At 52.7% G+C, this 23445-nt stretch carries 27 protein-coding genes and 1 tRNA gene; 14 read left to right on the top strand and 14 right to left on the bottom strand.

Annotation, left to right across the window (positions count from 1 at the left end; genetic code table 11):
* Both OGY35_RS18270 and OGY35_RS18265 read right to left on the bottom strand, forming a co-directional pair.
* A partial coding sequence (locus OGY35_RS18270; RefSeq protein WP_502872692.1) for a transposase occupies positions 1–233 on the bottom strand: 233 nt, incomplete at its 3' end.
* A gap of 167 nt (positions 234–400) precedes the next feature.
* On the bottom strand, positions 401–574 hold the full coding sequence (locus tag OGY35_RS18265; RefSeq protein ID WP_286631507.1) for a hypothetical protein: 174 nt from the start codon (positions 572–574) through the stop codon (positions 401–403).
* 180 nt (positions 575–754) lie between these two features.
* On the opposite strand from OGY35_RS18265, the gene OGY35_RS18260 reads away from it, so the two are divergent.
* Together OGY35_RS18260 and OGY35_RS18255 are read left to right on the top strand one after the other, a co-directional pair.
* Complete coding sequence (locus tag OGY35_RS18260; RefSeq protein WP_353655491.1) at positions 755–1096, top strand: hypothetical protein; 342 nt, start codon at positions 755–757, stop codon at positions 1094–1096.
* Positions 1097–1116: 20 nt separating this feature from the next.
* Positions 1117–1563 carry a DUF3828 domain-containing protein gene (locus OGY35_RS18255; protein WP_286633065.1) on the top strand — a complete coding sequence of 149 codons (447 nt, stop codon included), beginning with the start codon at positions 1117–1119 and terminating at the stop codon, positions 1561–1563.
* 480 nt (positions 1564–2043) lie between these two features.
* Here the strand turns inward: OGY35_RS18255 and OGY35_RS18250 are convergent.
* Positions 2044–2131, bottom strand: a tRNA-Ser gene (locus tag OGY35_RS18250).
* 274 nt (positions 2132–2405) lie between these two features.
* Between OGY35_RS18250 and yccA the strand changes: the two genes are divergently transcribed.
* Positions 2406–3065 (top strand): FtsH protease modulator YccA, encoded by a 660-nt coding sequence (yccA, locus tag OGY35_RS18245; RefSeq protein WP_286633064.1) that lies wholly within the window; start codon positions 2406–2408, stop codon positions 3063–3065.
* 89 nt (positions 3066–3154) lie between these two features.
* Entirely contained in the window at positions 3155–3484 is a 330-nt protein-coding gene (gene tusE, locus OGY35_RS18240; RefSeq protein ID WP_046478766.1) for a sulfurtransferase TusE, read from the top strand.
* Here tusE and yccX read toward each other — a convergent pair.
* Genes yccX through OGY35_RS18225 form a run of 3 tightly spaced genes read right to left on the bottom strand, consistent with a single transcriptional unit; the run spans position 3481 to position 5175 of the window.
* Positions 3481–3762, bottom strand: coding sequence for an acylphosphatase (gene yccX / locus OGY35_RS18235; RefSeq protein ID WP_152405214.1), 282 nt, complete (start codon positions 3760–3762; stop codon positions 3481–3483). The two genes, tusE and yccX, sit on opposite strands and share 4 nt — an antisense overlap.
* A 60-nt stretch (positions 3763–3822) precedes the next feature.
* Positions 3823–4611, bottom strand: a complete 789-nt coding sequence (locus OGY35_RS18230) for a helix-turn-helix transcriptional regulator (protein ID WP_286633062.1) — start codon at positions 4609–4611, stop codon at positions 3823–3825.
* 15 nt (positions 4612–4626) lie between these two features.
* Positions 4627–5175 (bottom strand): YbhB/YbcL family Raf kinase inhibitor-like protein, encoded by a 549-nt coding sequence (locus OGY35_RS18225; protein WP_286633061.1) that lies wholly within the window; start codon positions 5173–5175, stop codon positions 4627–4629.
* Between the two features lie 212 nt (positions 5176–5387).
* On the opposite strand from OGY35_RS18225, the gene rlmI reads away from it, so the two are divergent.
* Both rlmI and hspQ read left to right on the top strand, forming a co-directional pair.
* Positions 5388–6599 (top strand): 23S rRNA (cytosine(1962)-C(5))-methyltransferase RlmI, encoded by a 1212-nt coding sequence (gene rlmI, locus OGY35_RS18220; protein ID WP_286633060.1) that lies wholly within the window; start codon positions 5388–5390, stop codon positions 6597–6599.
* A 57-nt stretch (positions 6600–6656) separates the two neighbouring features.
* Complete coding sequence (hspQ, locus tag OGY35_RS18215; protein ID WP_042319966.1) at positions 6657–6974, top strand: heat shock protein HspQ; 318 nt, start codon at positions 6657–6659, stop codon at positions 6972–6974.
* 68 nt (positions 6975–7042) lie between these two features.
* On the opposite strand, the gene OGY35_RS18210 is transcribed toward hspQ, so the two are convergent.
* On the bottom strand, positions 7043–7456 hold the full coding sequence (locus tag OGY35_RS18210) for a CoA-binding protein (RefSeq protein WP_042319968.1): 414 nt from the start codon (positions 7454–7456) through the stop codon (positions 7043–7045).
* Positions 7457–7628: 172 nt separating this feature from the next.
* On the opposite strand from OGY35_RS18210, the gene OGY35_RS18205 reads away from it, so the two are divergent.
* Both OGY35_RS18205 and mgsA read left to right on the top strand, forming a co-directional pair.
* Complete coding sequence (locus OGY35_RS18205) at positions 7629–8291, top strand: DUF2057 family protein (RefSeq protein WP_286633059.1); 663 nt, start codon at positions 7629–7631, stop codon at positions 8289–8291.
* 93 nt (positions 8292–8384) lie between these two features.
* Positions 8385–8843, top strand: coding sequence for a methylglyoxal synthase (gene mgsA / locus OGY35_RS18200; protein WP_152406364.1), 459 nt, complete (start codon positions 8385–8387; stop codon positions 8841–8843).
* A 31-nt stretch (positions 8844–8874) separates the two neighbouring features.
* On the opposite strand, the gene helD is transcribed toward mgsA, so the two are convergent.
* Positions 8875–10929, bottom strand: a complete 2055-nt coding sequence (gene helD, locus OGY35_RS18195; RefSeq protein WP_286633058.1) for a DNA helicase IV — start codon at positions 10927–10929, stop codon at positions 8875–8877.
* 123 nt (positions 10930–11052) lie between these two features.
* Between helD and OGY35_RS18190 the strand changes: the two genes are divergently transcribed.
* Both OGY35_RS18190 and yccS read left to right on the top strand, forming a co-directional pair.
* Positions 11053–11511, top strand: a complete 459-nt coding sequence (locus OGY35_RS18190; protein WP_286633057.1) for a YccF domain-containing protein — start codon at positions 11053–11055, stop codon at positions 11509–11511.
* A gap of 6 nt (positions 11512–11517) precedes the next feature.
* Positions 11518–13680 (top strand): YccS family putative transporter, encoded by a 2163-nt coding sequence (yccS, locus tag OGY35_RS18185; protein ID WP_286633056.1) that lies wholly within the window; start codon positions 11518–11520, stop codon positions 13678–13680.
* Here yccS and OGY35_RS18180 read toward each other — a convergent pair.
* Entirely contained in the window at positions 13634–14263 is a 630-nt protein-coding gene (locus OGY35_RS18180; RefSeq protein WP_286633055.1) for a TfoX/Sxy family DNA transformation protein, read from the bottom strand. The two genes, yccS and OGY35_RS18180, sit on opposite strands and share 47 nt — an antisense overlap.
* Before the next feature lie 217 nt (positions 14264–14480).
* On the opposite strand from OGY35_RS18180, the gene sulA reads away from it, so the two are divergent.
* On the top strand, positions 14481–14990 hold the full coding sequence (gene sulA / locus OGY35_RS18175; protein ID WP_152405222.1) for an SOS-induced cell division inhibitor SulA: 510 nt from the start codon (positions 14481–14483) through the stop codon (positions 14988–14990).
* Between the two features lie 356 nt (positions 14991–15346).
* A complete protein-coding gene (ompA, locus tag OGY35_RS18170; RefSeq protein WP_286633053.1) occupies positions 15347–16402 on the top strand; it encodes a porin OmpA in 1056 nt (351 codons plus the stop codon).
* Between the two features lie 78 nt (positions 16403–16480).
* On the opposite strand, the gene matP is transcribed toward ompA, so the two are convergent.
* Entirely contained in the window at positions 16481–16933 is a 453-nt protein-coding gene (matP, locus tag OGY35_RS18165) for a macrodomain Ter protein MatP (RefSeq protein WP_286633052.1), read from the bottom strand.
* A gap of 185 nt (positions 16934–17118) precedes the next feature.
* Between matP and OGY35_RS18160 the strand changes: the two genes are divergently transcribed.
* Together OGY35_RS18160 and fabA are read left to right on the top strand one after the other, a co-directional pair.
* Positions 17119–18879 (top strand): AAA family ATPase, encoded by a 1761-nt coding sequence (locus OGY35_RS18160; protein ID WP_152405223.1) that lies wholly within the window; start codon positions 17119–17121, stop codon positions 18877–18879.
* A 68-nt stretch (positions 18880–18947) separates the two neighbouring features.
* Positions 18948–19466, top strand: coding sequence for a bifunctional 3-hydroxydecanoyl-ACP dehydratase/trans-2-decenoyl-ACP isomerase (fabA, locus tag OGY35_RS18155; RefSeq protein ID WP_152405224.1), 519 nt, complete (start codon positions 18948–18950; stop codon positions 19464–19466).
* Positions 19467–19561: 95 nt separating this feature from the next.
* Here the strand turns inward: fabA and rmf are convergent, their stop codons facing one another.
* The 4 genes from rmf to pqiA all read right to left on the bottom strand — a co-directional run bounded on the left by rmf (position 19562) and on the right by pqiA (position 23444).
* Positions 19562–19729 carry a ribosome modulation factor gene (gene rmf, locus OGY35_RS18150; protein WP_042320000.1) on the bottom strand — a complete coding sequence of 56 codons (168 nt, stop codon included), beginning with the start codon at positions 19727–19729 and terminating at the stop codon, positions 19562–19564.
* Between the two features lie 256 nt (positions 19730–19985).
* Complete coding sequence (gene pqiC, locus OGY35_RS18145) at positions 19986–20549, bottom strand: membrane integrity-associated transporter subunit PqiC (RefSeq protein WP_286633051.1); 564 nt, start codon at positions 20547–20549, stop codon at positions 19986–19988.
* Positions 20546–22186, bottom strand: a complete 1641-nt coding sequence (gene pqiB / locus OGY35_RS18140; protein ID WP_286633050.1) for an intermembrane transport protein PqiB — start codon at positions 22184–22186, stop codon at positions 20546–20548. The genes pqiC and pqiB overlap by 4 nt, the downstream gene beginning before the upstream one ends.
* Positions 22187–22190: 4 nt before the next feature.
* Positions 22191–23444 (bottom strand): membrane integrity-associated transporter subunit PqiA, encoded by a 1254-nt coding sequence (gene pqiA, locus OGY35_RS18135; protein ID WP_152405227.1) that lies wholly within the window; start codon positions 23442–23444, stop codon positions 22191–22193.
* Position 23445: the final 1 nt, after the last annotated feature.

Here is a 23445-nt window from a genome sequence, read left to right as displayed (position 1 = left end):
TCCTGTATCTTCGCCGTGTTCTTACCCACCGTATCTACGTAGTATCCACGACACCAGAACTCCCTGTTACTGTATTTAAACTTCATATCCCCAAACTGCTCATACATCATCAGACTGCTTTTCCCTTTCAGATACCCCATAAAGCCGGACAACGCGGTACGGACCAGAGTAACCAGATCGCCATTTACGCCAGTTAAATTGTTTTGGCTGCGCTGACAGAATTTACGTGTCATGTTTTTTATTTCCTTTAAATCAATACCGGTTCTTTCTTCCAGAAATACGTAACTAAAACGTAAATAACGTGACTGCCGGCGAGCGATATGACGATCGCAATTGTCCCCCACGGCACCTGCACGCCGAACAGCGTCGGCATGACGGGAATAAACGGGTGAACGCAGTATTACGCCAGAATGCAAAATACCATCTCGCCCAGGCGTTTCAGCTGTGAGTTTGATGACGCGCGGCACGCCCGCGCCAGCGCTCCGCCGGCCATTACGGAAATGATGCGGATAGCCTCCGGCGGATTGATAAACAGCATCACCAGCACCTCAGAGAGCGTGTGTTTGTAGGGCATTTTCTTTCGTCCATAAAAAACCGGCCAGCAGAGAGAATCTAATTTATAAATAGTTGATTTCATTTATATAGATAACATGGATAGTGGTTAATATCGCCTCACCATCAATTACAAAAATTCTTCAATTACAGGCGTACAACATTCCTTGTCATTCGTTCAATTAATAAGGAAGTAAAAAATATGTCATGGAAACCACACGACGCCGTTTTATATGCGCGCCAGCACGCCTACGCCCACAGCACACATCACTGCGCCCGAGCGGTAGCAGATGCAATCCGCGCCGGAGGTATCCGCATTGAGGGTGCAGACGCGAAAAATTTTTGGCGCTCACTGGAAAACGCCGGATTCACTAAAGTGAGCGGCACTTTAATCGAGGGTGATGTAGCTGTTATCGATGCTCTACCAGGTCACAATCAATACGGGCACGCTGCATTTATGATGGTTCAGGAACGTGGTATTCAGATTTTATCCAGCGCAGCATGTATCCCGGTGCGAGTTACAGAGCCATACAGCCAGCAGTAACATTTTATAGGCACTACTAAATGAAGATTCTCTTTGCGTTACTCTTTATCTCTGCGTCTGTTCTCGCGGGCGTAAATAGCCCGGAATCGCGCGCAGTGGAGTTCAACAGGTGGTACGCCAACCAGGTTAATGCAGATCATTACCCCATCACTGAAGGGCGTGAAATCGATAAATACGTCACCGCCGCCACATTGAAAAAATTGCGCCACGCAGATGATCCGAGGTTCGCAGATGAGGAATTTTACGACGCGGATATTTTTACGAAGTCTCAATACATCGGTGATGACTGGGTCTCTAATGTCACAGCCATTGCCGGAGATACTGATCCGGTTTGCGTGAATATTTACATAGCATTCGGCAAGAAAAAGGATCACATCGTAATTGACTGCATGGTGAAAGAAGGCGGCTCATGGAAGGTGCAATCTGTTGCCAGTCATGAATTCACTGAAAACCTGAACGTAAAATGATTTTTTTGGCTGCAATACCGATCGGCGATGTGACAGGGGTAGTGTGCCGCAACACGTTCGCGAATCCCCCTGTCGGATCGCCAGAAAGCAACAACCCCACATTGGCGTAATACCTATCGGTTAAGCAAAATGGTCGGTTGAACGATCCGGCAGGTAGACGACAATAGCCTCATCAATTCTCTGATGAGTTTTTTTTATACGTTCGACATGGGCTGATGAGACGCAGACCAGGGCTGAACCCACGTCACTTCCCTGTTTTCATCGTGCCATTCCCCTTGAGTTGATTCTCAGACTCTTGATTTCACGAATGAAACCAGGAACCGTTCTAATCTCAAAAACTCAGCATTCCGCTCACTCAAAGCATCTTACGTAAGTGAACGGTGTTACGCTTCAGCGGGATTTTTTATGAGGTCCGTAATTAAAATATACCAACCGCCCAAAAAACAAAGGGGCTACCTTTCGGTAACCCCTTGTTTAATCTGGCGGAAGCGCAGAGATTCGAACTCTGGAACCCTTTCGGGTCGCCGGTTTTCAAGACCGGTGCCTTCAACCGCTCGGCCACACTTCCGGAATGAGGCGCACTATAAACATCCCAATGCGTCGTGTAAAGCCCGAATGTGTTCGTTTGCCTGAAAAACAGTCAAAATGCTGTTAATAGCCTGAAATAACAACAGATTGACCATTTATTCAGCACAACACTCACGCTTTATCAGCCATTCACCATAATCCACGATGAAACCTGATTTAGATCAAATGAGTAAAGATGGGTAAAAGCGCTGTGTGCGCGTCTGTGTTTTCATTATCCTCCATCATTAATTACATCTGTCATAAGAGAGTGACTCATGGATCGTATTGTTAGTTCATCACATGACCGTACATCGCTACTCAGCACGCACAAAGTGCTGCGCAATACCTATTTTCTGCTGAGCCTGACGCTGGCGTTTTCGGCGATCACCGCCACCGCCAGCACCGTGCTGATGCTGCCTTCTCCGGGTCTGATTCTGACGCTGGTGGGGATGTACGGGCTGATGTTCCTGACCTATAAAACGGCGAACAAGCCAAGCGGCATTATTTCCGCGTTTGCCTTCACCGGCTTCCTCGGTTACATCCTCGGGCCGATTCTGAACGCTTACCTGTCCGCTGGGATGGGCGACGTGATCGGTATGGCGCTGGGCGGTACCGCGCTGGTGTTCTTCTGCTGCTCCGCCTACGTGCTGACTACCCGTAAAGACATGTCCTTCCTCGGCGGTATGCTGATGGCCGGTATCGTGGTGGTACTGATTGGCATGGTGGCGAACATCTTCCTGCAACTGCCGGCACTGCATCTGGCAATCAGCGCGGTGTTTATCCTGATTTCTTCAGGCGCAATCCTGTTCGAAACCAGCAACATCATCCGTGGCGGTGAGACTAACTACATCCGCGCAACGGTTAGCCTCTTCGTTTCGCTGTACAACATCTTTATCAGCCTGCTCAGCATTCTGGGCTTCGCCAGCCGCGATTAACGGCAACAAAGCATGACACCCGGCCCCGCTTATGCGGGGCTTTGTTTTTTGGTAAACTGCCGCCAGGTTGTCTAACGCAGTGAAGAATTATGTTGATCTTTGAAGGTAAAGAAATCGCTACCGACTCCGACGGTTATCTGAAAGAGAGTGCGCAGTGGAGCGAACCGATGGCTGTAGTCATTGCTGAAAACGAGGGAATCACCCTCTCCCCGGAACATTGGGAAGTGGTGCGTTTTGTTCGCGACTTCTATCTGGAGTTTAATACCTCGCCTGCGATTCGCATGCTGGTCAAGGCGATGGCGAATAAGTTTGGCGAGGAGAAAGGCAACAGCCGTTATCTGTATCGTCTGTTTCCGAAAGGCCCGGCGAAACAGGCCACTAAAATTGCTGGCCTGCCGAAGCCGGTGAAGTGTATTTAATAGCGAATACTAAAACCGGTAAATTCCTCACGAGGACGGTGCGGCTCGCTCAGGACTCTGTCTACCCGGGCAGAACTCGGGCCGCCGTCTTTGAGCCACTTCAGTAATTTGTCGACCTGCTCCGCTTCGCCGCTGGCGACAACCTCCACGCTGCCATCATCCCTGTTCCTCGCATAGCCGGTTAAACTCAGCCGCCGCGCCTCATGCTGCGTGGTATAGCGAAATCCCACGCCCTGAACCCGGCCGTAAACCCACGCGATAATGCAGACTCTCGCCATGGCTATTCTCCTTCTTATCGAAAACGATGAGCGTAACCTCACACGGTTATGTGAATAACATTAACGTACCTGTTTCGGCAAGCATCCGTAATATTGGCTAAACCTCGCCGTAAATCGCGAGCCTGAAAGATAGCCGCTGCGCAATGCTATCTCTCCTATTGGTAACGTCGTCGACTGCAATTGAGATAACGCATAAGACATACGGACCTCTTCAACAATCTGTCGGTAGCTCTGCGATTCATGCTGGAGTCGTCTGCGCAACGTGGAGGTTCCCATGGCTAACCGATGGGCGATATCCTGTGCTCTCCAAAGCTTAGCAGGTGCCAACATAATGAGCTGGCGTACCTGTTCCGTTAGCGTGTAACCCCGTTCGATAAGCAGTGGACCGATTGCCCCTTCATGTAAAAGTGCGAGTAATAATCCCATTGCCTGATGTGCCTGCAACTCTGCCGGCAATCCCTGACGCACAGCGGAAAGTAAATTCGTCCACATAAACGCCAGACTGGGGTTCATCGGCGTACATAAAGAGGTCAGCGTGGCGGGCGGAAAATCCTTAACATAGGTTTTTTTAAATGCGGAAATCATGTCTGGCGAGAGTAGCAGGAGATCTGAACGAAAACCGCCCTGCCCGGGTTGATTAATAATGTCCAGCGACGTATTCGCCGGAATGATGATTAACTCGCCAGGTTTTGCAACCAGGCGATTATCCTCTTGCATAATGACTTTGCTGCCCTGCGTGATATGGCAGAGTGCAGCAGAGAAAAGCTTAACACGATGCAAGCGATGACGTTGGCTGGAACGCACCTCCGCTGTCGTGAGAACATTATGTTGAAAATAAACGTCCTGCACCGTGTTCTCCTCTGTTTATCTTCCGTATGTGGCTGTCAATTCCGCTTTGGCAATGACATGACTGTCAAGCATAAATCCCACCAGCGCACCGCTCGCATTGTGATCGATGGGTAAGGCATCTGTATTGAGTGCCCATAAAGTGAACTGATAGCGGTGCGGCTTATCTCCAACCGGCGGACAAGCCCCGCCAAACCCAGCATAACCAAAATCGTTACGCCCCTGAACAATCCCCGCCGCCACGGTTTCCATCTTCACACCCGATGGGAGAGCATGAATACTTGCCGGAATATTCACGACCGTCCAGTGCCACCAACCACTTCCCGTAGGCGCATCGGGATCAAACACAGTGATCGCGTAGCTTTTTGTTCCCTCGGGCGCATTTTGCCAGTGCAACTGCGGAGAGATATTTCCGCCTTCACAGCCAAATCCATTAAAGACCTGCTTTTGCGTTAAAACGAGATTATCGGGAATGTCTGTACTGCCGAGGCTGAACGCCGGAGAGGCCGCCGCACCATAACTGAGCGTCGTCAGCACAATAGCCGTCAGATAAGATGACATTTTCATTGTATTTCCTTATTCAGATTAAGAAATGACAATCTATCAGGCGCATACCCAGGAAATTGTGCCTCTGTGCTTTCAGTTTGTGCCGAAATGCTCACTGTCGGTGCTGATGATTGCATCCCGCATCTGTGCTACCCTACGCGCCATTTTGTTTTAACGGTATCAGGCTGGAATAGACACCCGGCTCGCATCCCTGTTTGTGTGAGGTTGCTCGTATGACTGAATCTTCATTTCCTCAATATCCCCGCCTGGTGTTAGCCAAAGGGCGCGACAAATCATTACTTCGTCGCCATCCGTGGGTCTTTTCCGGTGCCGTTGCCCGCATGGAAGGTAAAGCCAACCTCGGTGAAACCATCGACATTGTTGACCATCAGGGTAAATGGTTAGCCCGTGGCGCCTTTTCCCCGGCGTCGCAAATCCGCGCGCGCGTCTGGACCTTCGACAAGTCCGAGTCTGTCGATATCGCCTTCTTCACCCGTCGTCTGCAACAGGCGCAGCAATGGCGCGACTGGCTGGCGAATAAAGATGGACTGGACAGCTATCGTCTGATCGCCGGTGAGTCCGACGGCTTGCCGGGCGTGACCATCGATCGCTTTGGTCATTTCCTCGTGCTGCAATTGCTCAGCGCCGGGGCGGAATATCAACGCGCCGCGTTGATTAGCGCGCTGCAAGCGCTCTACCCGGAATGTGCGATTTACGATCGTAGCGATGTCGCGGTGCGTAAAAAGGAAGGTATGGCGCTGACGCAGGGCCCGGTCACTGGTGAGATCCCTCCAGCACTCCTGCCAATTGAAGAACACGGTATGAAGCTACTGGTCGATATCCAGGGCGGTCACAAAACCGGCTATTACCTCGATCAACGTGACAGCCGTCTGGCAACGCGCCGCTATGTCGACAATCAACGGGTACTCAATTGTTTCTCCTACACCGGGGGGTTTGCCGTTTCTGCGCTGATGGGCGGCTGCCGTCAGGTTATCAGCGTCGATACTTCCCAGGAAGCGCTGGATATTGCGAAGCAGAACGTCGAACTGAACAAACTCGATCTCAGCAAGGCTGAATTTGTTCGTGACGATGTTTTTAAACTGTTACGGACCTATCGCGATCGCGGCGAGAAATTTGATGTCATCGTGATGGATCCGCCGAAGTTTGTCGAAAATAAAAGCCAGTTGATGGGGGCGTGCCGGGGTTACAAGGATATCAACATGCTGGCTATCCAGTTGCTGAATCCGGGTGGCGTGCTGCTGACGTTCTCCTGCTCCGGTCTGATGACAACAGATTTATTTCAGAAAATCATCGCTGATGCCGCAATTGATGCGGGTCGTGATGTACAATTTATAGAGCAGTTCCGTCAGGCCGCCGATCATCCCGTGATCGCTACCTACCCGGAAGGGCTGTATCTCAAAGGGTTTGCCTGTCGCGTCATGTAACTTGAAAAGTGGAATTTTACCCTTATATCAAGGGTAATGATTTCCCGGGAGGTGACTATGATTGCCAGCAAATTCGGTATCGGCCAGCAGGTCCGCCATTCCCTGTTAGGATATCTCGGAGTGGTCGTGGATATCGACCCGGTCTATTCGCTTGCGGAACCGTCACCTGATGAGTTGGCGGTCAACGACGAGCTTCGTGCTGCTCCGTGGTATCACGTGGTGATGGAAGATGATGACGGTCGTCCGGTACATACCTATCTTGCCGAAGCGCAGCTAAGCAGCGAAACGCAGGACGAACATCCTGAACAGCCTTCGATGGATGAGCTTGCTCAGACCATTCGTAAACAGTTGCAGGCCCCCCGCCTGCGTAACTGATCCTTGTTGAGGCCCGATGGCACATTGCTTATCGGGCCTGTTTCCTTTCTGCCATCAGGGCAATTAACTTACTTCGTCAACCCCAGGCGCGGGATCTCAATCGCCGGGCAGCGATCCATCACCACCATCAGACCCGCTTCGCGCGCCAGCACCGCCGCCTGCTCATTGATCACGCCCAACTGCATCCACAGCGTTTTCGCGCCAATCGCGATCGCGTCCTGTGCGACGCCCCATGCCGCTTCTGAATTGCGGAACACATCCACCATGTCCACTTTTTCCGGCACGTCCGCCAGCGTCGCGTAGCCCTGCTGCCCTAGCAGCGTTTTCCCGGCGACCTTCGGAGAAACCGGAATCACGTGATAACCCTGATCGAGCAAATACTTCATCACACGGTAACTTGGACGATCGGGTTTATCGCTTGCGCCAACCAGGGCAATGGTTCGGGTCGAGGTCAAAATGCCAGCAATGTCGGTCTCTTTCATCATCATTCTCCAGGCTGTTTTGCAAAGTGTACGACAATCCTGACGACCCAACCATGCGTCCCACCCGTAAGTATGAGAGCAAAACGCCAAAATATGTCTATATGTTAGTAAACATGATTGTCGAAAAATTTTGATACATTCTTACCCGGCGGTCTTTGGACAGGAGAACCTTATGAAAACCGGCACTGTGACCCTGATGATTGCCCTCTGTTTGCCGGTCGCGGTTTTCGCTACCACCCTCCGTCTTTCAACCGATATTGACCTGCTGGTGCTGGACGGCAAAAAGGTCTCCAGCTCACTCCTGCGCGGCGCGGACAGCATTGAACTCGACAATGGACCGCATCAACTCGTTTTTCGGGTTGAGAAGACAATCCGTCTCTCCAGCCATGAAGAACAGCTCTACATTTCCCCACCGCTGGTGGTAAGTTTTGACACTCAGCGTGTGGGTCAGGTCAATTTCCACCTTCCGCGTCTGGAAAGCGACCGTGAAGCCAGCCATTTCGACGCCGCTCCGCGTCTGGAGTTGCTGGATGGCGACGCAATGCCGATCCCGGTACAACTGGATATCCTCGCCATTACCTCAAAAACAGAAGCCATTGATTTTGAGGCAGAAACAGAGCGCTACAATAAATCGGCCAGGCGCGCCTCCTTACCCCAGTTCGCCACGATGATGGCCGACGACAGCACCCTGCTTTCGGGGGTCTCAGAGCTGGATACCATCCCTCCCCAATCTCAAACCCTCACGGAACAGCGCCTGAAGTACTGGTTTCGCCAGGCAGATCCACAAACCCGCAATAGCTTTCTGCAATGGGCGGAGAAACAGCCCTCTTCCTGATGTCTTTGACACGTCCGGCTTTTTTTTCGTCTTTCTCTTGCAGCGTCAGACACATTCAGTACTCTGTAGCAAAACCCACAATGGAACTGAATGATGGAACTGACGACTCGCACTTTACCTGCGCGTAAGCACATTGCGCTGGTTGCGCACGATCACTGCAAAAAAATGTTGATGAGCTGGGTAGAACGCCACCAGCCGTTGCTGGAAAAGCACGTGCTCTACGCGACCGGGACAACCGGAAATCTCATTCAACGCGCAACGGGTATGGACGTTAACGCCATGCTGAGCGGCCCGATGGGCGGCGATCAGCAGGTTGGCGCGTTGATTTCTGAAGGGAAAATTGATGTGCTGATTTTCTTCTGGGATCCGCTTAACGCCGTTCCACACGACCCGGATGTGAAGGCGCTGCTCCGTCTGGCGACCGTCTGGAATATCCCCGTCGCCACCAACGTCGCCACAGCGGATTTCATCATCCAGTCGCCGCACTTTAATGACGATGTCGATGTGCTCATTCCGGACTACCCGCGTTATCTGGCTGATCGTCTCAAGTAATCCCACGCAGGCGACATTCGTCGCCTGCTGCTTACGCTTTTCTCGCTACCGGAACATCCAGGTCTTTCAGATCCTCGACAAAGCGTGACGGATTCGCTTTGTTATACAGCAACCAGACCCGATGGCGGGCGCGGGTCAGGGCTACGTAAAGCAACCGTCGTTCTTCTGCATCCGGGAAATCTTCCACGACGGGCAGCAGCGCCTCTTCCATGATGGATTCACGCGCCGGCGCCGGGAAACCATCACTCCCTTCCTGTAACCCGACAATGATGACGTAATCCGCCTGTTGTCCCTTGCTGGCGTGGATGGTCATGAAATCAAGCTGCAACTTCGGCCAACGGGTTGTCGCCTTTTCGAGGCTGACCGGTTTCAGGTGGTGATAACGGGCCAGCACCAGAATCCGCTCGTCGGCTTTCGCGTAACCGGAAAGCTTATCCAGCAACGCATCCAGTTGCGTTTCATCCAACAGTGTGACGGCTTTCTTGTCTCCCGTCGTCAGACTATTAAGCGGTTTCTTCAGTTGATGCGGGTTCTGTTGAATAAAGCGATTAGCGATTTCGCCAATTCGATTGTTGAAACGATAGGTGGTGTCGAGGTCACAACGGTCGCCGTCACCGAAGGTCTGATGAAACGCGGTCGTTAATGAAAGCTGCGCGCCGCTAAAACGGTAAATAGCCTGCCAGTCATCCCCGACGGCAAACAGCGTGGTATGGCTGTTTTGCTTACGCAGCGCGGCCAGCAGCGCCGCACGCTGCGGGGAGATATCCTGAAATTCATCCACCAGAATATGCTTCCACGGACTGACAAAACGCCCTTTTTCCAGAATCACGATTGCCTGATGGATCAGACCGGAAAAATCGACGGCATTTTCCGCTTTCAGCGCGTTTTTCCAGGCCTTCAGCAAAGGTGCCATCAGCTTCACGCGCTTGCTGAACAGATCCCGAATCTCTTCCGGCGCGCTGGCGATCATCTCCGCCTGGGCTCCGCCATGCATGCGCATCAGACTCACCCACCGATCCAGCCGCGAGGCCAGACGACGCTGAAGTTTTTCATCGTCCCAGAAATTGCCTTCCGGCACCGTCCACTGCATCTCCTCTTCCAGCCACTGCCGCCAGCCCTTCGCCTGCGCTTTTTTCTCGCTGCATTGCTGACGCCAGGTACTGATAAACAGTTTATTTCGCGCGGTGGTGTCGTTCTCAAGCTTACTGATGGTCGGAACTTTTTTGCTGCCCTGCTGGATGATATGCAGTGCCAGGGCATGGAACGTCCGCGCTGTTATCTCCTCGGTATGCAGCCGCTCGCGAATACGCTCGTCCATCTCCTGCGCCGCCTTTCGGCCAAAAGCCAGTAGCAGGATCTGTTCTGCGGCCGCTTCGCCCCGCGCCAGCAGCCAGCCCGCACGCGCCACCAGCACCGAGGTTTTTCCACTCCCTGCCCCAGCCAGCACCAGCAAAGAATGTTCGCCGTTGACGACCGCTCTGGCCTGAGCCGGATTGAGCGGCGACGATTCCACCTGCTGGAAGAAATCAGCGTATTCCGTCAACATCGTTTCGGTATACGCCTGGTTATGCTGCAGGCGACACGCTTCGATATCTTTCAGCCACGCCTGACACTGCCGCAACGCATCGCGACAGTTATCAAACTCTTCCAGCCGATTAACCGGCAGCGGCAGTGCGGCAAACGCCCGCAGGATCTGCTGCTGTAATCCCGTCGTCTGCTCGCGCGTCAGCCAGGCATTCTGCCCGGTTCGCACGGCAATTAAATCCAGTTGTTCCTGCAATACACCGGCCGCAACTTCACTCATCTCCTGGCTCCACTGCTGCCAGCGGGTATTCAGATGATGATGGAAACGCTGGGTTTCAGCCCACTCGGTGCCATGCAGTCGTACCACTTTTTCATCCGGCAGCACGAATTCAAGTTCGCCCCACACCAGCCCGCGCTTACAGTGAATCGCCAGTAACTGATTGAAGGGTATGAGATATTCATGGCGATCGCCCGACACTTTAATGCCAGCATTGAGGATCACCGCCCTGTCGTAGGGGTGTTGTGCCAGACGTTTTCCAATAGACGTTGCTTTAAGTTCCATGACTCAGCCGATCCAGACAAAGCGTATTTCTTCTCAGTGTAACCGCCAGAGAATACGTGCTCCAGCCCAAAAAAACGTTACAATTGCCAGGAATCATAGAAAACCAGAATCAACCGAGGGTCTATGCGTACCGTTCTGAATATTTTGAATTTTGTGCTGGGGGGTTTTGCCACCACACTGTCCTGGTTCCTGGCGACGCTGGTCAGTATTGTGCTGATCTTCACCCTGCCGCTCACCCGTTCGTGCTGGGAAATCACCAAACTGTCGCTGCTGCCTTACGGAAATGAAGCAGTCCATGTCGATGAACTGGATCCGGCGGGAAAAAACGTGCTGTTGAATACCGGCGGGACGCTGCTGAATATTTTCTGGCTGATCTTCTTCGGCTGGTGGCTGTGCCTGATGCACATCGCCGCTGGTATCACCCAGTGCATCACGATCATTGGTATTCCGGTTGGCATTGCGAACTTTAAAATTGCCGCGATTGCGCTGTGGCCCGTGGGACGTCGCGTCGTCTCTGTGGAAGTCGCACGGGCGGCACGTGAAGCGAACGCCCGCCACCGTTTTGAGTCACCAGGACGCTAAGTCAGTATGTTAAGTCCCCTGCTTCGTCGCTATACCTGGAACAGCACCTGGCTGTATTACGTGCGAATTTTTATCGCTCTCTGCGGAACCACCGCGCTGCCCTGGTGGCTGGGCGATGTCAAACTGACCATCCCCCTGACGCTGGGAATGGTGGCGGCGGCGTTGACCGATCTGGACGATCGGCTCGCGGGCCGTCTGCGAAACCTTATCATCACGCTCATCTGCTTTTTTATCGCCTCCGCCTCGGTCGAGTTGTTGTTTCCCTACCCGTGGCTGTTCGCCATCGGACTGACTATCTCCACCAGCGGTTTTATCCTGCTCGGCGGCCTGGGTCAGCGCTACGCAACGATTGCCTTCGGCGCGCTGCTGATCGCGATTTACACTATGCTCGGCGCGTCTCTGTACGCCCAATGGTATCAGCAACCGCTTCTGCTGCTGGCAGGCGCAATCTGGTATAACGGATTAACGCTTACCGGCCATCTGCTGTTCCCCATTCTTCCCCTGCAGGACAATCTGGCGCGCAGCTATGAACAACTGGCACACTTTCTGGAGCTAAAATCGCGTCTTTTTGACCCGGATATTGAAGACGAAAGCCAGGCGCCGCTTTATGATTTAGCACTGGCCAATGGCCAACTGATGGCGACGCTGAATCAGACAAAAGTGTCCTTGCTGACCCGGTTGCGCGGCGACCGGGGACAACGCGGCACGCGGCGTACTCTGCATTATTACTTTGTGGCGCAGGATATTCATGAACGCGCCAGTTCCTCGCATATTCAATACCAGACGCTGCGCGACCATTTTCGTCACAGCGACGTGATGTTCCGCTTTCAACGTCTGATGTCGATGCAGGGGCAGGCCTGTCTGCAACTGTCACGCTCGATTTTGCTACGCGTCCCCTACCAGCACGATCCACATTTTGAACGCGCTTTCACGCATCTTGACGCAGCACTTGAGCGGATGCGGACAAACGGGGCCTCCGCCGATCTGCTGAAAACGCTGGGATTCTTACTGGCTAATTTGCGCGCTATCGACGCGCAACTGGCTACGATTGAATCCGAGCAAGCTCAGGCCATGTCGCGCAATGAATCAGAAAGCCAGCTTGCCGATGACAGTCCGCACGGGCTCAGCGATATCTGGCTGCGGCTGAGCCGCAACTTCACCCCGGAATCCGCGCTGTTTCGGCATGCGGTCAGGATGTCTCTGGTCCTGTGCGTCGGCTATGCGATCATTCAGATAACCGGTATGCATCACGGTTACTGGATCCTGCTGACCAGCCTGTTTGTTTGCCAGCCTAACTACAACGCCACGCGACACCGTCTGGCGTTGAGGATCATCGGCACGCTGGTTGGGGTCGCGATTGGTATCCCGATTTTATGGTTCGTTCCGTCACTGGAAGGCCAGCTCATTCTACTGGTGATCACCGGCGTCCTGTTCTTTGCCTTTCGCAACGTCCAGTATGCCCATGCGACCATGTTTATTACGCTGCTGGTCCTGCTGTGCTTCAATTTGCTCGGCGAAGGGTTTGAAGTCGCCCTACCCCGAGTGATTGATACGCTCATCGGCTGCGCCATTGCCTGGGCGGCGGTAAGTTTCATCTGGCCTGACTGGCGTTTTCGTAATCTCCCGCGGGTGATGAAAAGAGCAACCGACGCCAACTGTCGCTATCTGGACGCCATTCTGGAACAATACCACCAGGGACGCGACAATCGACTGGCATATCGGATTGCTCGCCGCGATGCCCATAACCGCGACGCAGAGCTGGCCTCCGTAGTGTCGAACATGTCCAGCGAACCCGATGTGACGGCACAGACGCGTGAGGCAGCGTTCCGTTTGCTCTGTCTCAACCATACATTCACCAGCTATATCTCCGCATTAGGGGCGCATCGTGAGCAACTTACCAACCCCGACGTACTGGCGCTACTGGACGATGCGGTCTGTTACGTCGATGATGCGCTACATCATCTCCCGGCCGACGAAGAGCGCGTGCAACAAGCGCTGGCAGAACTGAAACAGCGCATCCAGCATCTTGAGCCGCGCCCGGACAGCAAAGAACCATTGGTGATTCAGCAGGTCGGTTTGCTGGTGGCCCTGCTGCCGGAAATGGGTCGACTACAGCGACAAATCACTCAATCTTCTCCGGAAACATCGACACCGGCGAAAGCGACTTAACCCACAAAGCAAGCTCCTGGCGGCGTATCGCCGGGAGCGCAGCTTCATGAATGCCATAAATGGCGCCTTCAAGATTAAACAGAACCTTGTCGGTAATGGACTTATTAATCTGTCGAAGCCGCAGCCAGCACATTTTGGCCCCCAGCATTCGCAGGGTGGCGACGTCGTAGATCCCCGCTTCATTCAGTAAACTTTCCAGATGAAAGGTCATATTGGGGAGATCCTTAAGCCGCTGCTGTGAACAACGGGTCAACTTCTCCTGCAACGCGGCATCCAGTGAAAACTTCGATAACTGGATCAACTGCTGCTGGTCGCGCCACAAACTGTCATCAACCTGATAATAGTTGAGCATGACCGGACGCCCGCGTTTGAGAAATGTCAGCCAGACAGGGGAATGTTGCACGCAATACTGTACGCTTTGCTCACAGGCACGAAGATAAAGCTCACCATTCGCGACCATCGCAAAGACGGTATTCTTGATAGTCAGACTGTAGCTGCCGAACAGTGAACGGAAATGAATCCTCCCCAGAGAAGATAAATATTCCTGTGATTTATAGATCCTGTCATAGGAGTGTACTTTCATAAAATTCCCTGTTAAATCATAAACTAAAAGAATGATTTGTCGTCGCGGATCCGTTACAGACGAAAATAGGCAACTTATTCTCAGGGGGCAAGTTGTATTTCGTTTTTACCGCAACCATGAATAAAAAATGCGAGTCTGTTTCCGAAAATAAAGTTGATCTTTCACGACATCAGGGTTACTGTACATCCATACAGTAACTCACAGGGCTGGATTGATTATGTACACTTCAGGCTACGCAAATCGTTCTCCGTCATTCTCTTCCACATCGAACACGATGGCGCGCGTCTCTTCTGAGAAAGTGTCCACCGGGCTTATCAGCGAAGTGGTCTATCGTGAAGACCAGCCCATGATGACGCAGTTACTGCTGTTACCGCTTCTTCAGCAGTTAGGTCAACAATCGCGCTGGCAGCTCTGGCTGACGCCGCAGCAAAAACTGAGCCGTGAATGGGTTCAGTCTGCCGGCCTTCCGCTGACCAAAGTGATGCAAATTAACCAGCTTTCCCCCTGCGATACGCTGGAATCGATGATTCGCGCATTACGCACGGGCAATTACAGCGTGGTGATCGGCTGGCTGACAGAAGAATTAACAGAAGAAGAACATGCTGAATTGGTCAGGGCGGCGGATGAGGGAAACGCGATGGGATTTATCATGCGTCCCGTGAATGCTCAGACCCATGCCACGAGACAGCAAACCGGGCTAAAAATTCACTCGAATTTGTATCATTGAGTGAAATTAGGATTTATCCTGGAATTTTTTTTGCCCCCGAGACCTTCGCATTGAGGACTAACGCTTTTTTTCGGTGAACGCTTGGCGGACGCGGTTCCCGCGAAATCGGGGGGAAGATTTTGATGCACGAAATGTTAAATATTATGTATACAAGCTTTTTTTTTTCATATGCCTGACAGAGTTCACACTTGTAAGTTTTCAACTACGTTGTAGACTTTACATCGCCAGGGGTGCTCGGCATAAGCCGCAGATATCGGTAGAGTAACTATTGAGCTAGTCCCCCGGTGAAGGATTTAACCGTGTTATCTCGTTGGAGATATTCATGGCGTATTTTGGATGATAACGAGGCGCAAAAAATGAAAAAGACAGCTATCGCGATTGCAGTGGCACTGGCTGGTTTCGCTACCGTGGCGCAGGCCGCTCCGAAAGATAACACCTGGTACACTGGTGCTAAACTGGGTTGGTCCCAGTACCATGACACTGGTTTCATCGACAACAACGGTCCGACCCATGAAAACCAACTGGGTGCCGGTGCGTTCGGTGGTTACCAGGTTAACCCGTATGTTGGCTTTGAAATGGGTTACGACTGGTTAGGTCGTATGCCGTACAAAGGTGACAACATCAACGGTGCTTACAAAGCTCAGGGCGTTCAGCTGACCGCTAAACTGGGTTACCCAATCACTGACGATCTGGACATCTACACTCGTCTGGGTGGTATGGTATGGCGTGCAGACACCAAGTCTAACGTACCTGGTGGCGCATCTACCAAAGATCACGACACTGGCGTATCCCCAGTATTCGCAGGTGGTGTTGAGTACGCAATTACTCCTGAAATCGCTACCCGTCTGGAATACCAGTGGACCAACAACATCGGTGACGCTAACACCATCGGTACTCGTCCAGACAACGGTCTGCTGAGCGTAGGTGTTTCTTACCGTTTCGGTCAGCAGGAACAAGCTGCTCCGATCGTAGCTCCGGCTCCGGCTCCGGCTCCAGAAGTACAGACCAAACACTTCACCCTGAAGTCTGACGTTCTGTTCAACTTCAACAAAGCTACTCTGAAACCAGAAGGCCAGCAGGCACTGGATCAGATGTACAGCCAGCTGAGCAACCTGGATCCGAAAGACGGTTCCGTAGTGGTTCTGGGCTTCACTGACCGCATTGGTTCTGACGCTTACAACCAGGGTCTGTCTGAGAAACGTGCTCAGTCTGTTGTTGATTACCTGATCTCTAAAGGTATCCCGGCTGACAAAATCTCCGCACGTGGTATGGGCGAATCCAACCCGGTTACTGGCAACACCTGTGACAACGTGAAAGCTCGCGCTGCACTGATCGACTGCCTGGCCCCGGATCGTCGCGTTGAGATCGAAGTTAAAGGCGTCAAAGACGTTGTAACTCAGCCGCAGGCTTAAGTTTCCGTCTAATAAAAAACCCCGCGCTGCGGGGTTTTTTTTCGTCTGTTATCGACAGGATGGTTGTAACGTAGCGGACTACTCTTTGCCCAACAACGCCTGCAGATCCTGCTTCAGCGAAGACATCTTGTTGGCATACTTCTCTTTATTCTCTGCATCTTCAATGAGCTGCACCACGGTCTCTGATAACGTCTTACCGCGCCGCTGCGCCAGTCCGGCCAGTCGCTGCCAGACGATAAACTCCAGATCGATAGATTTCTTTCGCGTGTGCTGATGCTCGGCATTGAAATGACGTTTACGCCGCGCACGTATCGTCTGCTTCATGCGGTTTTGCAGCGCAGGATTCATATGTTCATCAATCCAGAGATTGACCCGCACCGGTTCATTTTCCAGCGTAAGCAACAAATCCACGGCTTCCTGGGCAGCACTGGTCTCCACATAACGGGTAATTAATTCCCCTTCGCGGTGCTTCTTCACCAGGTACTTCCACTTCCAACCGCTTTCAAGATTCTCAAGTTGTTGATATTTCATGGCGATCTCAATGTTACCGTGTCACTCCTATCAGAATATCAGCTTTTTCAGCATCTGAAGAAAAGAATCTTCAGGCTGTGAGCCACTCTGCACGCTCCTGTGCGTTTACCGTCGCTTTCCACGTGTGAAGCGCGGACGGTTACGCTATAATCGCGTCTTTTACAACAGACTATAAAACATCAACTTTGACCATTACGAAACTTGCATGGCGTGATCTTGTCCCTGATACCGACAGTTATCAGGAGATTTTTGCACAGCCACATGTCACTGAAGAAAACGACACATTACTGAGTGATACTCAACCACGCTTACAATTTGCCCTGGAGCAATTGTTACAGCCCAGAGCCACATCCCCTTTCATGCTGGCCAAAGCGCCTGAAGAGCTTGAGTATCTTAATCTTCTGGCCGATGCCGCACGTGCCTTACAGCACGACACCGGTCGCCTGACTGGAGGTCACTACGAGGTTTCGGGCCACACGATTCACTATCGTGACGCTGAGCGGGCTGAAGACAATTTTGCCACCTTATCACAGGTGGTGATTGCCGACTGGGTTGAGGCAGAACAGCTGTTTGGCTGCCTGCGTCAATTCAATGGCGACATCACGCTGCAGCCCGGACTGGTTCACCAGGCCAATGGCGGCGTGCTGGTTATCTCCCTGCGCACCCTGCTTGCACAACCGCTGCTGTGGATGCGCCTGAAGGCCATTGTCAGCCGCGAACGCTTTGACTGGGTAGCCTTTGATGAGTCCCGCCCGCTGCCGGTCTCCGTGCCGTCTATGCCGCTTAAACTGAAGGTGCTGTTAGTTGGTGAGCGCGAGTCGCTGGCGGATTTCCAGGAAATGGAACCTGAACTGGCCGAGCAGGCTATTTATAGCGAATTCGAAGATAACATGCAGATCGTGGATGCAGAATCCATGACGCAGTGGTGTCAGTGGGTGACGTGGACTGCGAAACGTAATCAGTTACCTTACCCGGCGCCCGATGCCTGGGAAGTACTGGTTCGCGAAGCAGTGCGTTATACCGGCGAACAGGATACGTTACCGCTCAATCCGCTGTGGATCATCAGGCAGTTCACGGAAGTCGCGCCGCTGTGCGAAAGTGAAACCTGCACAGGTGAACAGCTCAGCCTGATGCTTGCCCAGAGAGAGTGGCGCGAAGGATTCCTGGCCGAACGCATGCAGGATGAGATCCTCCAGGAACAGATCCTGATCGAAACAGAGGGTGAGCGCGTTGGTCAGATCAACGCCCTGTCGGTGATTGAATTTCCCGGCCACCCGCGCGCCTTCGGTGAACCTTCACGTATCAGTTGCGTCGTGCACATTGGCGATGGTGAGTTCACGGATATTGAGCGGAAAGCCGAACTTGGCGGTAATATTCATGCTAAGGGAATGATGATCATGCAGGCGTTCCTGATGTCGGAACTCCAGCTCGAGCAACAACTCCCCTTCTCGGCCTCGCTGACGTTTGAACAGTCCTACAGTGAAGTCGATGGCGACAGCGCTTCCATGGCGGAACTGTGCGCACTAATAAGCGCGCTGTCCGATGTGCCAGTTAATCAGAGCATCGCCATTACCGGTTCGGTCGACCAGTTCGGTCGCGCTCAGCCCGTTGGCGGTTTAAATGAAAAAATTGAAGGCTTCTTCACGATTTGCCAACAGCGCGAACTGACGGGTAAGCAAGGGGTCATCATCCCCTCTTCCAACGTCAGGCATCTTAGCCTGCAACCCGCACTGCTACAGGCCGTTGAAGAAGAGAAGTTCACTATCTGGGCGGTAGATGACGTTACCGACGCGCTGCCGCTGCTGTTAAATCTGCTGTGGGATGGTGAAGGCCAGACAACGTTGATGCAGACTATCCAGGAGCGTATCGCTCAGGCGACGCAACAGGAAGGACGTCACCGTTTTCCGTGGCCGCTGCGTTGGCTGAACGGGATTCTTCCGAACTGATCGGACTTGTTCAGCGTACACGTGTTAGCTATCCTGCGTGCTTCAATAAAATAAGGCTTACAGAGAACATGGTAGATAAACGCGAATCCTATACAAAAGAAGACCTTCTTGCCTCTGGTCGCGGTGAGCTGTTTGGTGCGAAAGGCCCGCAGTTGCCTGCTCCGAGCATGCTGATGATGGACCGTGTCGTCAAGATGACCGAAACGGGCGGTAACTTCGACAAAGGTTATGTTGAGGCAGAGCTGGATATCAATCCGGATCTTTGGTTCTTCGGATGCCACTTCATTGGCGATCCCGTCATGCCGGGTTGTCTGGGGCTGGACGCAATGTGGCAGTTGGTTGGATTCTACCTCGGCTGGCTCGGCGGTGAAGGCAAAGGCCGCGCACTGGGCGTAGGCGAAGTGAAGTTCACCGGTCAGGTACTGCCTACTGCCAGGAAAGTGACCTATCGTATCCACTTCAAGCGCATCGTGAATCGCCGCCTGATCATGGGCCTGGCGGATGGTGAAGTGTTGGTGGATGGGCGTCTGATCTATACCGCGAACGATCTGAAAGTGGGTCTGTTCCAGGACACCTCTGCATTCTGATGCCTGACCCGGTAAAGGGCCAGTGTGCCGTTTATCACAGGTTATAAAAGGCGAAACCTCCGCACTGCGGAGGTTTCTTTTTTAAAGAGACAGAATCAGGCCATTACCACCCTGTCAGCCATGGCTTCTCGCCAGCCTCCCAGCCAATACGATCTCTGATTCAGCGTCTGATAGGGACACATTTCTTTCGAACGTCCGGCAATACCGGCCTGATAACCACGTTGATGTGCCCGTTCCAGGCGATCTCGTTTTTGTCTCTTCATGCCTCGTTTCCCTCATACTTATATCTGGTGGAAAAGATAACAGTGATTACGAAGTGTGCAATCACACTAAACGAATACCGCGAATCCCCTGTCCCGTCAATGTACAAAATTCACACGGGTGTCATATTTGTGAGCTAGCGAAAAACTCAGTTGTACAAAAAATGTGAGCCGGAACAAGTTCCTGGGTCATCCTGCCGGTAAAAAAAAACCGCCCCAAACACGCGGTCTGAGACGGTTTTATTTACAAAAATTTAAACTATGGAATGCGCTTCAGCTCCTGGGCGATCGCCGCAGCTTCCTGGCTCCAGACGGTTGCCAGTACTTTCACCATCTCATCGTAACCATCCTGCGTCTGAATGGCTTCAATGTGGAACGGACGCTTGATGAGACGTCCCTGGTGGTTAAGCAGCCACTCACCGCTGACCACCACCTTACCATCATAACGACCGTGGAAGCCGGTTACCGTTACGTTGAGCGTATCCTGCACGCTGCCCAAAGGTTGAGAGGCCACTACCCAACCTGGCAGTTGCGTACTCAGATTGGCAACCAGCGTATTACGCAATTGCTGATCCAGCGGGCTGGCCCACAAATTGTTATTGGCGATCGCGTACTTCACATCGCTGGTCTGATAGACCACGCCATTGCCAGCCAGATAATCTGGCACCGTAACCTGCTCGACCCACAGCAGACGGTTACCCTGGTTTGCGGTACTTTGCACGCCTCCCTGCGCAACAGGGAGCTGATAATAGCTTTTATTCTCTCCACTGGAGCTGCACGACGTCAGCCAGAACGCCATCGCCACCACTAGCCACTTTTTCATTGTTTCGCCCTCTTCGGCTCTGGATCTTTCTTGTCCTTCGCTTCAAACACCAGCGCGTTGCTCTTCTCATTCAGCGTTTTCAGCACCGGCTGTAGCTCGCGGAGTACCTGATCAAGACGTTGCATATCGGCCACCATCTTGTTGTAGGCTGCGGAGCCAGGCTGGAAGCCCTGCATGCTGCGGTTCAGTTCACGTAACGTGTTCTGCATATCCGCCGGCAACTGTTGCATCGACTGACTGGAGGTAATCTTGTTCATGTTATCCAGCGTCGTTTGCAGATGTTTCATCGTGCGCTGGCTTTCACTCAACGTATTGGTAGCCTGCTCAATCATCGGGTTCAACGGCAGATTGTTGATCTTATCCAGCGCTTCCATCAGTCTCTGCTGAATTTGCGCCAGACCTCCGCTCACCGTCGGGATGATCTGATAACCGTTAAACTCGCGGATACCGGTAAGCGGTGGCTCTTTCGGATAGAAGTCCAGATCGACATACAGCGCCCCGGTCACCAGGTTCCCGGTTTTCAGCGAGCCGCGTAAGCCCCGTTTCAGCAGTTCGGCCAGATGTGCACCCACGTCCGTATCTTCACCAAGCTGTGCTTTCAGCCGCTCGGGTTCAATGCGCACCAGCACCGGAATGCGGTAATCGTTGTTAAATACCTGGCGCATATTCGGCGCAAAGAACGGCACTTTACTCACCGTCCCCAGACGAATACCGCGGAACTCCAGCGGCGCGCCCGGTTGCAGACCCCGGATCGAATCTTTGAAGAACATCAGGTAATCGATGTGTTCGGTGAACAGCGAATCCTGAATACTTTTCGGATCGTCATACAGGCTGAAGGCGGCCTTCTCGGCAACCGGCTGACCCTGTTCAAGCCCTTCAGGCACGTCAAAGCTGACGCCCCCGCCAAACAACGTTGTCAGCGATCCCATCTCTACCCGCATCCCGGCAGAAGTCAGATCGACCGCAATCCCGCTGTCTTTCCAGAAACGGACGTTGCTGGTGACCAGACGATCGTTTGGCGCATTGATGAACAGTTGATAGCTGATGCTGCGTTTTTGCGGATCAAAAGTGCTTGTTTCTACCGATCCGACGCGATAGCCACGGAACAGAACCGGATCGCCCGGACTCAGTTGCCCGGCTTTTTTGCTGTCGAGCACCACGCGGATCCCTTTGGCATCCGGCGGCGCCAGCGGCGGCGAATCCAGCAGCTCATACTTTTCCAGTCTGTTGCCTTTATTACCCGGTTGCAGTTCGATGTAGGCGCCAGAAAGCAGCGTGCCTAAGCCGCTGATCCCTTCGCGTCCAACCTGCGGCTTCACCACCCAGAACACGGAGTCTTTGTGCAGCAGTTTTTCCATACCGGCATTCAGGCGCGCTTTGATTTCAACGTGCGTCAGATCGTCGGTCAGCGTGGCGCTTTCGACCACGCCCACATCAACGCTGCGGCTTTTAATGGTGGTTTTTCCGCCCTCAATGCCCTCGGCATTAGTGGTAATCAGGGTCACTTCCGGTCCCTGATGGCTGTAGTGATAGAACAGGACCCATGCCCCAATGAGCGCAGTGACGATGGGAAAAATCCACACGGGAGACCAGTTTTTTACCTTCTGGATTTTGGCTTCCCCACTTTTAGATTCCATGTTGTCAGGACTCCTCATGGTCTGGTTCTGGTTCACGATCCCACGACAGACGCGGATCAAATGTCATCGCAGAAAACATTGTCATAATGACGACTAAAGCAAACATCAATGCACCCATTGCTGGATAAATATTCATCAAACCTCCCATGCGCACCAGCGCAGAGAGCACGGCGATAACAAACACATCAATCATTGACCAGCGACCAACGAACTCCACCACTTCGTAAATCAAATGCATTCGTTCACTGTCACGCTTGCCGTGCCCTTTGGCGTCCCAGCATAGCCAGGCAATCGCGATCATTTTTAGTGTCGGCACCATGATACTGGCGATAAAGATGACCGCCGCTACCGGGTAAGAACCTTCGCTCCAGATTAAAACCACCCCCTCAATAATGGTGGAAGGCAGTTTTGACCCCAGGAGATCCGTTATCATGATCGGCAGAATATTGGCCGGCAGATACAGCATGATAGACGTGAACAGTAACGCCAGCGTCCATTGCAGACTGTTTCTGCGCCGCACATAGCCTTTCGTCTCACAGCGCGGGCAAAGATTTTCATCCGCCGGAAGGATCGCCGTGCAGCAGGAGCAAGAGCGTAATCCCTGACGGATGCCGGGAACGCCAGGCGTTAGGGGCTGCTTAATTTTAGGCATGGGGGCAATATCATCCCACAGCCAGCGACGGTCGACGCACTGAAACGCGCGCAGTTGCAGAATGCAGAAGAAGCACCATGGAATAAAGCTACTGCCGACGCCGATATCGCCGTACGCCATCAGTTTAACGAAACTCACCAGTACGCCAGCGAGGAAAATCTCCGCCATCCCCCAACTCTTCAACTGAAATAAAACTCGCGCCAGTTGGGCTTTGAGCCGACCGGGCATTTGTACCCGATTCACCAACAGCAGAATGGTTAACAGGCAAAAAGCAGGAACCAGTTGCACGAAGAGTAAAAAGAAGGTGCCGAGACTGGCGTAATTTTCCGAAAAGAGAACGCCGGGGATTTCCATCAGGGTCACTTCACTGCTCACCCCTGCGACATTCATATTCACAAAGGGGAACAGATTCGATAAGAGCAACATAAACAGCGCGGCTAATGCGTACGCGGTGGGACGCTGTCTCGGTGCGTCCCACATAATCGTCAATGTTGTGCCACATCTCGGACATGCCGCTTTCTGACCATGCTCAAGGTGGGGCAATGCCACCAGCATGTCACACTGCGAGCACAGAATGTGCTTTGCGGCATGATGATGTTCGCACATG

The organism is Citrobacter sp. Ct235 (assembly GCF_030332305.1).
In the GTDB taxonomy this organism is placed as follows: Bacteria; Pseudomonadota; Gammaproteobacteria; order Enterobacterales; family Enterobacteriaceae; genus Citrobacter_A; species Citrobacter_A telavivensis.
Note: the sequence above shows the minus strand (reverse complement) of the source record. Positions and strands in the feature narration are given on the sequence as shown.

Excerpts from the sequence above, each read along its gene's own strand:
- OGY35_RS18190 (WP_286633057.1), top strand. The coding sequence starts at position 11,053 with ATGCGTACCGTTCTGAATATTTTGAATTTTGTGCTGGGGGGTTTTGCC.
- ompA (WP_286633053.1), top strand. The coding sequence starts at position 15,347 with ATGAAAAAGACAGCTATCGCGATTGCAGTGGCACTGGCTGGTTTCGCT.
- pqiC (WP_286633051.1), bottom strand. The coding sequence starts at position 20,549 with ATGAAAAAGTGGCTAGTGGTGGCGATGGCGTTCTGGCTGACGTCGTGC.
- helD (WP_286633058.1), bottom strand. The coding sequence starts at position 10,929 with ATGGAACTTAAAGCAACGTCTATTGGAAAACGTCTGGCACAACACCCC.
- pqiB (WP_286633050.1), bottom strand. The coding sequence starts at position 22,186 with ATGGAATCTAAAAGTGGGGAAGCCAAAATCCAGAAGGTAAAAAACTGG.
- yccS (WP_286633056.1), top strand. The coding sequence starts at position 11,518 with ATGTTAAGTCCCCTGCTTCGTCGCTATACCTGGAACAGCACCTGGCTG.
- OGY35_RS18255 (WP_286633065.1), top strand. The coding sequence starts at position 1,117 with ATGAAGATTCTCTTTGCGTTACTCTTTATCTCTGCGTCTGTTCTCGCG.
- OGY35_RS18205 (WP_286633059.1), top strand. The coding sequence starts at position 7,629 with ATGAAAACCGGCACTGTGACCCTGATGATTGCCCTCTGTTTGCCGGTC.
- OGY35_RS18260 (WP_353655491.1), top strand. The coding sequence starts at position 755 with ATGTCATGGAAACCACACGACGCCGTTTTATATGCGCGCCAGCACGCC.
- mgsA (WP_152406364.1), top strand. The coding sequence starts at position 8,385 with ATGGAACTGACGACTCGCACTTTACCTGCGCGTAAGCACATTGCGCTG.
- hspQ (WP_042319966.1), top strand. The coding sequence starts at position 6,657 with ATGATTGCCAGCAAATTCGGTATCGGCCAGCAGGTCCGCCATTCCCTG.
- OGY35_RS18180 (WP_286633055.1), bottom strand. The coding sequence starts at position 14,263 with ATGAAAGTACACTCCTATGACAGGATCTATAAATCACAGGAATATTTA.
- yccX (WP_152405214.1), bottom strand. The coding sequence starts at position 3,762 with ATGGCGAGAGTCTGCATTATCGCGTGGGTTTACGGCCGGGTTCAGGGC.
- OGY35_RS18210 (WP_042319968.1), bottom strand. The coding sequence starts at position 7,456 with ATGAAAGAGACCGACATTGCTGGCATTTTGACCTCGACCCGAACCATT.
- OGY35_RS18225 (WP_286633061.1), bottom strand. The coding sequence starts at position 5,175 with ATGAAAATGTCATCTTATCTGACGGCTATTGTGCTGACGACGCTCAGT.
- fabA (WP_152405224.1), top strand. The coding sequence starts at position 18,948 with ATGGTAGATAAACGCGAATCCTATACAAAAGAAGACCTTCTTGCCTCT.
- sulA (WP_152405222.1), top strand. The coding sequence starts at position 14,481 with ATGTACACTTCAGGCTACGCAAATCGTTCTCCGTCATTCTCTTCCACA.
- rmf (WP_042320000.1), bottom strand. The coding sequence starts at position 19,729 with ATGAAGAGACAAAAACGAGATCGCCTGGAACGGGCACATCAACGTGGT.
- rlmI (WP_286633060.1), top strand. The coding sequence starts at position 5,388 with ATGACTGAATCTTCATTTCCTCAATATCCCCGCCTGGTGTTAGCCAAA.
- tusE (WP_046478766.1), top strand. The coding sequence starts at position 3,155 with ATGTTGATCTTTGAAGGTAAAGAAATCGCTACCGACTCCGACGGTTAT.
- OGY35_RS18265 (WP_286631507.1), bottom strand. The coding sequence starts at position 574 with ATGCCCTACAAACACACGCTCTCTGAGGTGCTGGTGATGCTGTTTATC.
- pqiA (WP_152405227.1), bottom strand. The coding sequence starts at position 23,444 with ATGTGCGAACATCATCATGCCGCAAAGCACATTCTGTGCTCGCAGTGT.
- matP (WP_286633052.1), bottom strand. The coding sequence starts at position 16,933 with ATGAAATATCAACAACTTGAGAATCTTGAAAGCGGTTGGAAGTGGAAG.
- yccA (WP_286633064.1), top strand. The coding sequence starts at position 2,406 with ATGGATCGTATTGTTAGTTCATCACATGACCGTACATCGCTACTCAGC.